At 39.5% G+C, this 14325-nt stretch carries 11 protein-coding genes and 1 other RNA gene; 11 read left to right on the top strand and 1 reads right to left on the bottom strand.

The genetic code is table 11. The annotated features are described in order from the left end of the window. Positions 1-388: 388 nt before the first annotated feature. The 9 genes from secG to AB1471_RS09770 all read left to right on the top strand — a co-directional run bounded on the left by secG (position 389) and on the right by AB1471_RS09770 (position 10218). Complete coding sequence (gene secG, locus AB1471_RS09810; protein WP_367779581.1) at positions 389-622, top strand: preprotein translocase subunit SecG; 234 nt, start codon at positions 389-391, stop codon at positions 620-622. Between the two features lie 210 nt (positions 623-832). Continuing rightward, complete coding sequence (locus AB1471_RS09805) at positions 833-1585, top strand: alpha/beta hydrolase (protein WP_367779580.1); 753 nt, start codon at positions 833-835, stop codon at positions 1583-1585. A gap of 39 nt (positions 1586-1624) precedes the next feature. Then, positions 1625-4003, top strand: a complete 2379-nt coding sequence (gene rnr, locus AB1471_RS09800; RefSeq protein WP_367779579.1) for a ribonuclease R — start codon at positions 1625-1627, stop codon at positions 4001-4003. Between the two features lie 66 nt (positions 4004-4069). Continuing rightward, positions 4070-4534 (top strand): SsrA-binding protein SmpB, encoded by a 465-nt coding sequence (smpB, locus tag AB1471_RS09795; protein ID WP_367779578.1) that lies wholly within the window; start codon positions 4070-4072, stop codon positions 4532-4534. Between the two features lie 138 nt (positions 4535-4672). Next, positions 4673-5032: a transfer-messenger RNA gene (ssrA, locus tag AB1471_RS09790) on the top strand. A gap of 249 nt (positions 5033-5281) precedes the next feature. Beyond that, on the top strand, positions 5282-6352 hold the full coding sequence (rlmN, locus tag AB1471_RS09785; RefSeq protein ID WP_367779577.1) for a dual-specificity RNA methyltransferase RlmN: 1071 nt from the start codon (positions 5282-5284) through the stop codon (positions 6350-6352). Between the two features lie 350 nt (positions 6353-6702). Continuing rightward, positions 6703-8397: a dihydroxy-acid dehydratase gene (ilvD, locus tag AB1471_RS09780; RefSeq protein ID WP_367779576.1), complete on the top strand. Its 1695-nt coding sequence runs from the start codon at positions 6703-6705 to the stop codon at positions 8395-8397. Between the two features lie 234 nt (positions 8398-8631). After that, positions 8632-9351 carry a DsbA family oxidoreductase gene (locus tag AB1471_RS09775; RefSeq protein ID WP_367779575.1) on the top strand — a complete coding sequence of 240 codons (720 nt, stop codon included), beginning with the start codon at positions 8632-8634 and terminating at the stop codon, positions 9349-9351. A 150-nt stretch (positions 9352-9501) separates the two neighbouring features. Then, the gene (locus tag AB1471_RS09770) at positions 9502-10218 is read left to right on the top strand and encodes a DsbA family oxidoreductase (RefSeq protein WP_367779574.1); all 717 of its coding nucleotides are present in this window, start codon (positions 9502-9504) and stop codon (positions 10216-10218) included. A gap of 82 nt (positions 10219-10300) precedes the next feature. Here AB1471_RS09770 and AB1471_RS09765 read toward each other — a convergent pair whose 3' ends face one another. Continuing rightward, positions 10301-11347, bottom strand: a complete 1047-nt coding sequence (locus AB1471_RS09765; RefSeq protein WP_367779573.1) for an SDR family oxidoreductase — start codon at positions 11345-11347, stop codon at positions 10301-10303. A gap of 140 nt (positions 11348-11487) precedes the next feature. On the opposite strand from AB1471_RS09765, the gene AB1471_RS09760 reads away from it, so the two are divergent. Then, positions 11488-12774, top strand: a complete 1287-nt coding sequence (locus AB1471_RS09760) for a DEAD/DEAH box helicase (protein ID WP_367779572.1) — start codon at positions 11488-11490, stop codon at positions 12772-12774. Positions 12775-13086: 312 nt separating this feature from the next. Then, positions 13087-13629, top strand: a complete 543-nt coding sequence (locus AB1471_RS09755; RefSeq protein ID WP_367779571.1) for a DUF6944 family repetitive protein — start codon at positions 13087-13089, stop codon at positions 13627-13629. Positions 13630-14325 lie beyond the last annotated feature (696 nt).

Below are 14325 nucleotides of genomic sequence, written 5' to 3'. Positions count from 1 at the left end.
ACTTCAGCACAACGAGGGTAAGATGTATTAAAGGGAGCACTTTTACCCTAGAATGAATTCTCTATCCTTGTTAGGAATAAACTATATCGTTAAGTTGACAAGTGTTCCCAAGATCAACGATGTACGCAGAGTCGAGGAAAGTTTAGATCTTTATATATTGTGTATGAGCCGGACTATTTTATTTTGAATCATGTGTTTGTGTTTACTTTAGAGAGGGCATGATGGAGGTTGAAAAGGTTAATCGATAAACGCAGAATGAGCGATCTAATTTTCCCGCGTCCTCTCCACTACAACTCGTGCTTTAGTCTTCAAAAAAGAAAGATTGTTTAACCTACGCGGCTATGGTAAAATTGCTTCATTGTGATGTTCGTTGCAGGAGGTGGGACTTATGGAAACTTTATTAACAGTTTTGCTGGTTATTACATGTATCTCGTTGATTGTGGTTGTATTGTTGCAATCCGGTAAAAGTGCTGGTCTTTCAGGAGCGATCTCAGGTGGTGCTGAACAATTGTTTGGCAAACAGAAAGCTCGAGGACTAGACCTAGTGTTGAGCCGTATTACAATCGTACTTTCGGTGTTGTTTTTTGTGTTAACTATTTCGGTTGCTTTCGTTGTAAAATAATAAACACAGGCCCTGATCAAACTAAATTGGTCAGGTTTTTTTGTTGACTGAGCTTGAACGGTAGAAGTATGTTTCAAAAATGCAGAACACTCTCCCCACCGACAATCGAATGTAAATAACTTCACCCTTCAAACAAAAAATAGCATTCCACCCTACTGTCTACTAAGATTAAGATATCATTTGATTATACATACAGGAGTGAATAGAACGATGAAATTAAATTTACCAAAGCCATTTTTCTTTGAAGGTGGCAAGCGAGCGGTTTTGCTCCTACACGGCTTCACGGGGAATTCGTCAGATGTACGTATGCTCGGTCGGTTTTTAGAGAAGAATGGCTATACATCTCATGCCCCTCACTACAAAGGACACGGTGTACCACCCGAAGAACTTGTTAAAACGGGTCCTAAGGATTGGTGGAAAGACGTGATGAAAGGCTATGATCATTTAAAAAGTCAGGGCTATGAAGAAATTGCAGTGGCTGGTCTTTCTATGGGAGGCGTATTTTCACTGAAATTGGGTTACACTGTACCTGTGAAGGGTATTGTATCGATGTGTGCTCCAATGTACATAAAAAGCGAAGAAGTCATGTACAAAGGCGTTTTAGAATATGCACGTGAGTTTAAAAAATACGAAGGTAAAGATGACGATCAAATCGAAAAAGAAATGAAGGATTTTGCCCAAACGCCGATGAATACACTGCAGGCGTTACAAAAATTAATTGGAGACGTGCGCGATTCAGTTGATATGATTTACACGCCAACGTTTGTTGTACAAGGACGACACGATCACATGATCAACACGGACTCGGCGAACATCATTTATGATGGTGTTGAAACCGATCAAAAAAAGTTGAAATGGTATGAAGAATCTGGACATGTCATTACGCTTGATAAAGAAAAAGAACAGCTTCATCAGGACGTGTTGAGATTTTTAGACTCGCTTGACTGGACTGTTGAAAAATAAGAATACAATTGAAAATGTTGTAGAGGAGGGAATACGTCAATGGAAGCACAAATGAAAACGTTAATGGATAACCTGCTATTATTTATGAGGGATGAGGTGTACAAACCTTTAACCATTCAAGAGCTAGAAGAATCTTTTAAAATAGAGGATTCAAATGACTTTAAAGATTTAGTAAAAGCATTGGTGTTACTTGAAGAAAAAGGACATGTCGTGCGAACGAGAAGTAATCGCTATGGATTACCGGAAAAAATGAACCTTGTACGCGGTAAACTTTCTGGTCACGCAAAAGGGTTTGCGTTCTTAATTCCTGAAGATTCGGATATGAATGATGTCTTTATTCCACCAAATGAAACGGGAAATGCAATGCACGGAGATATTGTTCTCGTGCGTGTATCAGAGGAATCATCGGGTGATCGACGGGAAGGGGCCGTCGTTCGAATCATCGAGCGGGGTGTTACGCAAGTAGTCGGCACCTACACAGAAAGTAGAAATTTTGGGTTTGTTATTCCTGATGATAAGAAAATGGCGAGTGACATTTTCATTGCGAAAAAAGAAAGTAAGGGTGCTGTAGAAGGCCATAAAGTAATCGTAGAAATTACATCGTACCCAGAAGGCGGCAAAAGTGCTGAAGGGGAAGTTATTGAAATTCTTGGACATAAAAATGATCCAGGAGTGGATATTTTATCGATTATTCATAAACATGGCATTGAAGTAGAGTTTCCAGATGAAGTGCTTCAACAAGCAAACGACGTACCAGATGAAATTGATCCAGCTAATTTAAAAGATCGACGTGATCTACGTGAAGACATAACGGTCACGATTGATGGTGCAGATGCGAAAGATTTGGATGATGCCATTTCACTGAAAAAATTAGACAATGGCAATTACGTGTTAGGTGTCCATATTGCAGACGTTAGTCACTACGTAGATGAAGGTTCCCCTCTGGATGAAGAAGCGTATGACCGAGGCACGAGTGTTTATTTAGTTGATCGTGTGATTCCTATGATCCCTCATCGTTTATCAAATGGGATTTGTTCATTGAACCCACAAGTCGATCGTTTAACACTATCATGTGAAATGGAAATCGATCAAAACGGTGGCGTTATAAAGCACGATATTTTCCAAAGTGTCATTCGGACAAATGAACGTATGACGTATTCAGACGTGAACGCCATTTTAAAAGAGAATGATGAAGCACTTGTATCAAAATACGAACCGCTTGTGCCAATGTTTAAAGATATGGAAGCTCTCGCTGCGATTTTACGTGGCAAGCGTATGGGACGCGGCTCAATTGATTTTGATTTTAAAGAAGCAAAAGTGTTAGTTGATGAAGAAGGACATCCAACTGATGTTGCTCTTCGCGAACGATCTGTTGGTGAAAAGTTGATCGAAGAATTTATGCTAGCAGCGAATGAAACGATTGCAGAACATTTCCATTGGATGAACATTCCATTTATTTATCGAATTCACGAAGATCCAAAAGAAGCAAAATTACAACGTTTCTTTGAGTTTATTACGAATTTTGGCTTAGTAGTGAAAGGTACCGCAAATGAAATACATCCGCGAGCACTTCAAGAAATCGTGGATGAAGTACAAGGTCGACCAGAAGAAATGGTTGTTTCAACGATGATGCTTCGATCAATGCAGCAAGCTAAATATGATGATTCAAGCCTAGGTCACTTTGGATTGGCGACAGATTTTTATACGCATTTCACATCGCCAATTCGTCGATATCCAGACTTAATTGTTCACCGCTTAATTCGAACGTATTTAATCCAGAAAAAAGTGGACGAACGTACACAGCAAAAATGGGATTCTCGTTTACCTGAAATTGCTGCACATACATCAAGTCGTGAACGACGAGCGGTAGATGCAGAACGTGAAACAGACGAATTGAAAAAAGCGGAGTACATGCTTGATAAAATCGGTGAAGAGTATGATGGTGTTATTAGCTCTGTCACAAACTTTGGAATGTTCGTTGAGCTACCTAATACAATCGAAGGCCTTGTCCATGTTAGCTATATGACGGATGATTATTATCGTTTTGACGACAGAAATATGGCCATGATCGGAGAACGCACAGCAAATGTTTTCCGTATTGGCGATGAAATCGCTGTACGTGTTGTTAATGTAAACAAAGATGAACGAGCGATTGATTTTGAAATTGTTGGTATGAAAGGTTCACCACGTCGTGAAAGTCGTGAGACGGCTAAAGTCATTCAAGGTGGCGGTGGAAGATCACGTTCAGGATCTGGACCAGATAAAAGTAGACGCAAAGGTCGTTCAGGTAGCGAACGTCCAACGGTCGCATCTTCTGAAAAAAAGAAGAAAAAGAAAAAGTTTTATGAAGGAATTCCATCGAGCGCAAAGAATAAGAATACTAAGAATCAAAAAAGCCGCAAGAGAAAGCGGAAGTAAGTAACAAACACGAGCGCGGCAGAATCTACACTCTGCCGCTTTGCTTGCTATAAGGAGGAGTCACTTATGCCAAAGGGATCAGGAAAAGTCGTCGCGCAAAATAAAAAAGCAAACCACGACTATTTTATTGAAGAAACGTATGAAGCGGGAGTCGTACTAAAAGGTACGGAGATCAAATCAATTCGTCAAGGACGCATCAATTTAAAAGATTCATTTGCCCGTATTAGTAATGGGGAAGTTTTTTTAAACAATGCACACATTAATCCATATGAGCAGGGGAATCGCTTCAATCACGATCCATTACGTGAGAGAAAACTATTACTTCACCGTCAGCAGATTAATAAACTAATAGGTGCAACCAAGCAACAAGGTTATTCAATTGTTCCGCTGAAAATGTATTTAAAAGATGGCTATGCAAAAGTGTTAATCGGTTTAGCAAAGGGTAAGAAAAACTACGATAAACGAGAATCACTAAAGAAAAAAGAAGCAAAGCGTGAAATGGCTCGTGCGTTCAAAGATAACCAACGATAGACACTAGGGTTGAAAAATAAGCAGTTTATGTTATACTAGTAAAAGTCATCGCAGTAGACGATGTAGCAACTCAATCCCGAAACGCTGGGATTCCCGTACAAGAAATTGGATCATATCCTTTTTTCTTCCTTATAATAAGGGGACGTTACGGATTCGACAGGGATGTTTCGAGCTTGAGTCGCGAGCCGGAGGGATCGTCTTCGTCATCAACGTCAACACAAATAGTTAACAACAAACAAGATTTCGCTCTAGCTGCCTAATACGCACTTGAGGCCTCACCTGTCTATCGCCCATGTAGACTTGAATGAGGTTCACTTAGAAGTGGGATACGCTGTTCGGCCACCATCTGAGGTCGACTGAAGAGAACAATCAGATTAGCCACTCGGACGCCTGTCGATCGGCATAAGAGCTGGCGAAATGCGAATAGATCGAATACGCTCGTAGACGCTTAAGTGTGGAAGTTTCTGGACGTGGGTTCGACTCCCACCGTCTCCACCAAATACATACTTTTGGTGGTTTTTTCTTGTCTTTGACCTGAACGATCATTTTGCTAAATTCAGCAAGATCAACATATACGTTTAAAAAACTATAGGCACTGTCGCCTATAGTTTTGTTTGTTGTTTAGCACATTTATTGTCATAGCACACTAGCCTATCAATTTTTGCCATTTAATAAGGATTGCTACATGGGTATACTTTATGTAAATCAAATCGAATAAAGGAAAAAGTTCCGAAAAGAGGGTTTCAAATGGAAAAAAAATCTATATATGGATTAACACTAGAACAACTTACAAGTTGGTTAATAGAGCAAGGACAGAAAAAATTTCGTGCCGCACAAATTTGGGATTGGCTATATAAAAAGCGAGTAACGGATTTTTCGCAAATGAAAAATCTTAATCCAGGCTGTATTCAATTATTAGAAGAAAGCTTTTTCATCCAGTCACTAAAAGAAGAAGTCGTGCAAAAATCAGAGGATGGTACGATTAAATTTCTGTTTAAATTAGAAGATGGAAATCTCATTGAAACCGTATTGATGAGGTTTAATTATGGATTGTCTGTTTGTGTTACAACACAAGTAGGGTGTAACATTGGCTGTACATTTTGTGCCAGTGGACTATTGAAAAAAAATCGTGATTTATCCAGTGGAGAAATTGTTGAGCAGATTATGAACGTTCAACATCATTTAGACCAAGTTGGAAAAGATGAGAGAGTCAGTCATATAGTGGTAATGGGAATTGGTGAACCATTCGATAATTATCCGAATATGATGGACTTTTTCCGTGTCATTAATGATCAAAAAGGGTTGTCTATTGGTGCAAGACACATCACTGTTTCAACCAGTGGTCTAGCAAATAAAATTTACGATTTTGCGGATGAAAATCTCCAAATAAACTTAGCTGTGTCATTGCATGCGCCAACGAACGAACTACGCACGCAAATTATGAAGGTTAATAAAGCCTATCCTTTAGAAAAATTAATGCCTGCCATTGATTATTATTTAGAAAAAACAAATCGTAGAATTACGTTTGAATATATCTTGCTAAAAGATGTAAACGATCATAAGGAAGAAGCAATCCAACTTGCTAACTTGCTTAGCAATAAACGACATTTATCCTATGTCAATTTGATTCCTTACAATCCTGTCGATGAACACAATCAGTATGAAAGAAGCACGAAAAAAGCCATTCTTGAGTTTTACGAAACGCTTATGAAACGTGGCATAAATTGTGGTGTTCGAGTAGAGCAAGGATCAGATATTGATGCTGCATGTGGTCAATTAAGAAGCAAACAGATCAAAAAAGATAAAGCTCGTTCATAAAAAACGCTAGTCTAATGTGCTTTAGTGATGATAATTAATAATCTGAACCACCTATATGATAACGCATGGATTTTTTAAAAAGAATCCATGCGTTTTTTTATGTACAAAAAATCCCTGTGCTGCCTGGATGAGCGCGATGAGTTTTTGTCGGAAGAAGAAATCAAAGAGTCGGTTAAATTTAAACAAAGTATATGGGATAACCGGAATGTAAGGGCTTTAATTGATGCAAATATAATTATATTCAGAAAACTTATTGCGGACTGTGTCACATATTAGTATGATATGACATACACAGACTGGATGTAGCTAATTCATCTGACGCAAGAGAAGGATTGGAAAGGATGAGGACAATGGAAACAAAAAATGATTTGCGTATACGAAGTAAGGTAATCAGTGAAGGTGTGAATCGTGTGCCGAACCGGTCCATGCTAAGAGCAGTTGGTTTTAGCGATGAGGATTTTAAAAAGCCTATGATTGGCGTTGCAAGTACATGGAGTGAAGTGACTCCGTGTAACATACATATCAATGAACTAGCGAAGCAGGTAAAAGCGGGTGCAAGAGATGGCGGTGGTGCACCGATGATTTTCAATACGATTACCGTTTCAGATGGTATCGCAATGGGGCATGATGGAATGTTTTACTCGTTGCCAAGCAGAGAAGTTATAGCCGATTCAATTGAAACAGTCACAAATGCTGAACGTCTTGATGGGATAGTTGCAATTGGTGGATGCGATAAAACAACACCAGCCTGTATCATGGCGATTGGACGAATGAATATCCCGTCAGTCTATGTCTATGGAGGTACGATTCAACCAGGGAAATTAGATGGAAAAGACATTGATATTGTGTCTTCTTTTGAAGCGGTTGGACAATATCAGGAAGGAACGATCGATAAAGATCAGCTCTATAAAGTAGAATGCCACGCTTGTCCGGGAGCAGGTGCATGCGGTGGCATGTACACAGCAAATACCATGGCAGCAGCCGTTGAAGCGCTTGGCATGAGTATCCCTGGCTCGTCATCTACACCAGCTGTTAACGATTATAAAGAATCAGAATGCCGTCAAGCAGGTGAACTAGTTGTTGGGTTGCTGGAAAAAGAAATTTACCCACGCGACATTATGACAAAAGAAGCGTTTGAAAATGCAATTACCGTTGTCATGGCGCTTGGCGGATCAACGAATGCATTTTTGCATTTACTTGCGATGGCCCATTCAGCGGAAGTAGATTTAACACTAGATGATTTTGAACGTGTTCGTCAAACTGTTCCTCATTTAGCTGATTTGAAACCGAGCGGCAAGTATGTGATGCAAGATCTTTATGAAGTAGGTGGCGTTCAAGCTGTCATGAAGCTGTTGCATGAAAATGGCTTACTTCACGTTGACTGTTTAACTGTCACAGGAAAAACAATCGCTGAAAACTTGGCGGAAGTCGCTTCATTAAAAGAGGGTCAGGAAGTCATCCGTCCATTTGACCAGCCGTTCAAGCCGAATGGACCGCTCGTGGTTCTACGCGGAAATCTTGCGCCAGATGGAGCTGTAGCGAAAATGTCTGGACAAAAGATCAGCCGTTTCGAAGGACCTGCACGCGTATACGACAGTGAAGCTGAAGCAACTAAAGCGATTGAAGATAATTTGATCCAAGAAGGCGATGTACTTGTTATTCGACATGTTGGGCCAAAAGGCGGTCCAGGTATGCCTGAAATGCTATCTATCACAGCCATGATTGTTGGTCGCGGTCTTGGCGGCAAAGTAGCACTCATGACAGACGGTCGATTCTCTGGCGGATCACACGGCTTTGTGATTGGTCACGTATCACCAGAAGCTCATGTTGGTGGACCGATTAGCTTGTTAAAAGAAGGCGACATCGTCACAATCGATAGTGATAAACAAGAAATTAACATGAATGTGTCCAAAGAAGAACTTGAACAACGAGCAAAAGCATGGAAAAAACCAGCAGCCAAGCATCGCAACGGTATTTTAGCAAAATACGCTCATCTCGTTTCTTCCTCTTCAAAAGGTGCAGTGACAGACCTTAATTTAGATTAATAGTAAGCACAAAAAGAGATAATTGCTCAACTGCTTAAAAACCAGATTTGATTGGTTTTTAGGCAGTTTTTTTGAACGACCAGAAAACTGGATGATATGGATTATCTCAAAAATAGTTCCCGACGGCTTATATTCAATTATGTATGATGGCAAGCAATTTATTCGATTTAATTTCGAATGTGTGATTAGATTAGGAAAAGAAATAGTTACTTTATTTAGACAGGAGAGAACTTCATGAAAGTTGAGATCTGGTCAGATCATGTATGTCCATTTTGTTATATAGGAAAAAGAAAATTTGAAAAAGCGTTAAGCGAATTTGCAGAACGCGATCAAGTCGAAGTCGCCTACCGAAGCTTTGAAATCGATCCACATGCGCCGCTTGATGTGAAAGAGGATATATATGATGCCTTGGCTAAAAAATATGGCATGACGCGCGAACGCACGATTGATATGGCAAATGGTGTTGAGCAACAAGCGAAAGAAGTCGGTCTAGATTACGATTTTGATCGGGTAAAGCGCATCAATACAAGAGACGCTCATCGATTGACCCATTTCGCCACAACACAAGGGAAGATGGCGGAACTTACTGAAAGGCTGTTAAAAGCTTATTTTATCGAGTTCCAACATATTGGTGACCACGAAACGCTAGCAAAGATTGCAGCTGAAGTTGGGCTCGATCACGATGAAGTACTTGCCGTGCTTTCATCTAATGATTATAACGAAAGCGTTCAAAATGATATCAATGAAGCATCAAAACTTGGTGTAAATGGTGTGCCGTTTTTTGTCATTGATCAAAAATACGCTGTTTCTGGTGCACAATCAAGCGATACCTTTAAAGAAGTGCTTGAAAAAGTTTGGGCAGAAAAAAGTGCTTCTCCACTTATTCAAGTTGGAGCTAATCGCGAAAAAGATGAAAATGATCCTGAATGTTCAGACGGATCATGTAAGGTATAAAACATAAACAAATGCCACGCAAATCAGACAATAGCGTGGCGTTTTTGAATTTTTTGGTTAAAAGTTGAATGGATTTAAGCAAACATTTTATGTGCTAAATCAAAAAGACGATACAGTGCTACATTAAAAAAGGGAGAGGAGATTGATAACATGAAAGTCCAAATTTGGTCGGATTATGTTTGTCCATTTTGTTATATTGGAAAAAGGAAATTTGAAAAAGCTTTAAGTGAATTTGCGGGACGTGACGAAGTCGAAGTGGTTTACCGAAGCTTTGAATTGGATCCGCATGCTCCTGTAGATCCAACTAAAAGCATGTATGAATTGCTTGCTGGTAAATACGGTATGACAATCGATCGTGCGAAAGAAATGACGAACGGAATGGTTGAACAAGCGAAAGAAGTTGGTCTAGATTACGATTTTGATAAAATGATTCGTACGAATACACGAGATGCTCACCGCTTAACGCATTTCGCATCTACACAGGGAAAAATGGCAGAGCTTACGGAACGATTATTACAAGCGTATTTTAGTGAATCTCAGCACATTGGGAAACATGAAACACTTGCAAAACTCGCTGCTGAAGTTGGGCTTGATCATGATCAAGTAATGGCGGTTCTTTCTTCGAATGACTTTGAATCAAATGTTCAGCATGATGTTGATGAAGCATCAAGAATTGGCGTTACCGGTGTACCTTTCTTTGTTATCGGCGAAAAATATGCTGTATCAGGGGCGCAACCAAGCGACGTTTTTAAAGAGGTGCTTGATAAAGTTTGGCAGGAAAAGAAAGAACCTCTACTTGTTCATGAAGGAAGTATGAACATGAAAGACGACGATGCAGATTGTTCTGATGGATCGTGTAAGGTGTGAAGAATTAACAAGACCCCCAGCTGACAGAAGAGTCAGCTAGGGGTCTATTTGTGTTTTTTATGAACATTGGACTGGCGAACCGTTAATTTTTTTCAAAATATACTCTGATCAACATTTTATATTTTTCATCTGATAGTTGAAGCTCTTCTGTTCCGGCACGATCGAGTAATTTTTTCGTGTTGGAATCTTCAAAGATAAGGGTTCTTGATAAATACGAATGGAAAACGCTCATCGGCTCGTTGATGATTTCATCTTCTGCTGTTAAGGTGTGTGGTTCGTCCACGATTGCAAGCTGATGAACACCACTAAATTTTTTTATCCATTCAAGAACTTCTTCATTTTTAGGGGTATGGTTGTTGGAAATGTGGTAAATTTTGTTCCGTTCTGAATGAGTAGCACCTGCAGTTAAAACATCGACTACATAGTTCACGGGAACAACATTGCTCGAAGCAGCCCCTTTACTCAATAATTGGATGGTACGATTTTGATCGATTCGTCCTCGTTGGATCATCTTTCTTAATAATGCAACGGCTTTTAAAAGACCATACAAAGCAAATGTTGTATTGGCTTCTCCAGTGTTTGAGTCACCAACAATGATGGCAGGACGGAAGATACTCACGTTCAGCTCATGTCTATGTTCCCAAACGAGGTGTTCTGCATGGCATTTACTTTCTTCATAGTCATTGACGAATTGACGATCTGTTGAGTGCAGAGTTTCCTCTGCATGATTATCTAGACCAACCGTATAAGCTGTGCTCACATGTTTGAAGGACTTCACATGTATTTTTTTTGCAAGATCAAGTGCATGTTGGGTGCCTTCTACATTAACAAAAAACGTCTTTTTACGGTCGGCTGGATCGAATGATAAAAACGCAGCAGTATGATAAAAAACATCGATTTGTTGGTCGAGTTCTTTTTGTGTGGTTGGTGTAATTCCAAGGTCTACTTGCGTAATATCTCCCGCAACCGGATGAACACGCAATGCTTCTTCATCTGACATTGAAGCAAGAAGCTGATCCATTTTTTGCTCGTTTCGAACAATTGGATAGAGGCTATGCCCTTCCTTTAATAAAGATTTCATTAGTTTTGTGCCAACAAATCCTGTGGCTCCAGTGATCATTATATTCATGTTTATCTCCTTCAAAAAAACAATATGACCTTAGTATAGCAGATGGTTTGTAGAAGCTTAAGCGACTTTTGTCAAAATAGATAAGGTGGGGAAGAATAGTGGGGGAAAAAGAGGTATAATGAAGGGAAGAGGTGAATCAAGTGAAAGAATTTGTATCGATGGGTGTATCCCCATTACTTTGTAAAAAATTAGAGGAGCAGATGATTTTATCGCCGACTCCTGTTCAATTAGAGACCATTCCTTTATTGCTAGAAGGAAAAGACGTGCTTGTTCAAGCAAAAACAGGTACTGGTAAGACATTAGCCTTTCTCCTGCCAATGATTCAAAAACTAGACCCAACTTTTGAACAACTTCAAGCACTTATTTTAGCGCCAACACGTGAACTTGCGATTCAATTGACGGCTGAGATCAAAAAGCTGCAAAATGAAGACGGCTATCCAAATGTTTTATCTATTTATGGTGGTCAAGATTTGGACAAGCAAATTAAGCGATTGTCACGTGACGTTCAAATTGTTGTGGCAACACCAGGACGGCTGCTTGATCACGTACGTCGTGAAACGATTGATTTATCAACGATTACAACTTTAGTGTTAGATGAAGCGGATCAAATGCTTCATTTCGGATTTTTAGAAGAAGTAGAACAGGTTATCGAGGAAACACATTCTGTTAAGCAGATGGGACTATTTTCTGCAACGCTGTCAAAAGAAATTCGTAAATTAGCAAAACGTTATATGTCAACTCCTGAAACGGTGCATATTCGTGATGAAACGAATAAGGTTGAAGAAATCGAACATTATGTAATTGAAGTGTCAGATCGAGAAAAGTTAGGTGCACTTTGTAAAACAGTTGATGAAACACGCCCCTTTCTTGGCATTATTTTTTGCAGAACGATCAGGCGCGTAAGTAAGCTGTACGGCGAACTTCGCGGAAGAGGGTATTTGGTTGGTGAGTTGCATGGTGATTTGTCGCAGTCAAAGCGTGAAAATGTGATGAAGAAGTTTAGAACAGCGAAGCTTCAATTGCTTGTTGCAACAGATGTCGCGTCACGTGGAATTGATATTGAAGGGATTACGCATGTTTTTAATTACGATGTCCCAGAAGACGTGGAAAGCTACATTCACCGTATTGGACGAACGGGTCGAGCGGGAGAAGAGGGCGTTGCTTTCACATTATCTGCGCCAAAAGACAAAGAACTGATGCGAAATATTGAGCAAGGCATCCAGTACGCCATTCCTCGAAAAATGATTGAAGTAAATGCATCTGAGTTTGATCGTCATTCAGATGAGGGAAGTTCGAAAAAGGATCGCATGAGTGCAAAAGATCGTCGTGAAGAAAAAATCGAGAAGAATATTAAAAGGCAGCAACGTTATGGTGGTGGCCACACTGCGCCAAAGCCATCTGCAGGAAAAAGAAGCAAAAAACGATAATAATATACCAGCACACAACCTAGATTTGGTTGTGTGCTTTTTAGTGTTGAAGATCGACAGTGGTTTCTGATTGATAAGCTCCCCCAGCTTTCCTGGATATGTCGGGGATGTAGTGACTAATGTTCGATAAAACACTCAATGAATGTGGATTTAACCCTTGCTCTGTCCTTTTTTATAAGGCACTAGAAACGTTTATGTTTAGTTTTATAATTATTGTATTTTTAGTAAATGAGTATAGAAGTAAATGTCGCGCAATCTTCTTATGAATAAGATAGAATAGGTCACTTTAGTGGGGAGGGGGTACGGACCAAGTTGGACGATCGATTAAAAGCTCTATTTGGGTCCTGGGTACAAGCCACTGGCACAACAGTTTCTGCGGTGGGAAATACTCCATCGGTATCTAGTGATAAAGAGTTGCTCTCCAATCTTGCTTTATGGGGAAATGTCTTACAAGCAACAGGGAACGCTTTGATTGCAGACAGTATAGAGCAACCTTCTTTAACTAAACTTGGTAATCAAGTTCAATCTATAGGGAACTTGACCATTATTGTAAAGTTTTTAATAGTGGTAAATGAAGAGATCCAGAATGAGTTAAACATTAAAGGAAATCTACTGCAAGCGGTAGGTGGGGGCGCAAGCCTAGCAGATGCGTTAAATGAAGAAATTACGATAGAATCCTTTTATGACATTTATGGAAACTTGCTTCAAGTCATTGGAAATTCAATGCAAGCGATATCAGGAATAAATAAGAGCAAAGGAGCAGATGATGAACTGACCAATACAATTGGTAGTTGGATACAAGCCATTGGCGCAAATATCTCCGCCTTAGGTGCACTTGAGAATCCCAAGAGCTAAGCCAGTGGGATTCTCAGGTGAATACACTAAAGTGTTTCTGCTGTTGGAGTGTGATCTTATTCTGTATACTGGATTCAAACTGATAATCTACTATGATGTATTTAAGTTAAAACAGTATGGCTCGAAGGGTGGCGACACCTCGCAAGAGAAGAAGGTTTTGCCTTGAACCTCTTTCTATGAAGCATTAGAGCTGTATAATTTGACTTAAGATAACAAATACTAAAAAGACCTAATTCATGTTTGCGAGACATGAATTAGGTGTAAAACAGATTGCTGAACCCAAAGTTCGGCGCAATTTAGGAATTGCCTAAATAGCTCCCTGTATGAGTTTACTGACTAGGGGCTATTTTTCATTTCTAAAAAGCACTATTGCGATGACTAAGGTTAGCAAAGGCAATGGCCGTGTCAATAACTGCTTGCAATAGTAAGTTAAGTGGTTTACCAGGGTTTTTGTTTAAGAAGAATGAATATGTACAACGTGAATATACTTAAAGTTGACTAAGGATTTATTCGACAATACATAGAGAACAAATTAAGCCTGTATCCCCTCTTGATTTGTATCGAACGTACATTCATTTTGCAATATGTACCAAAAATAATGAATCACCATATGTAGTTGTTTGACTTAAAGAAATGTGCCCTTGTTCAACATATTTGCTGGACTTAAATTAATGTTTATTTTCTCAAAAAGGTTGC

Source organism: Jeotgalibacillus marinus (genome assembly GCF_040801915.1).
In the GTDB taxonomy this organism is placed as follows: Bacteria; Bacillota; Bacilli; order Bacillales; family Jeotgalibacillaceae; genus Jeotgalibacillus; species Jeotgalibacillus marinus.
This window is presented reverse-complemented; position numbering and strand designations above follow the sequence as displayed.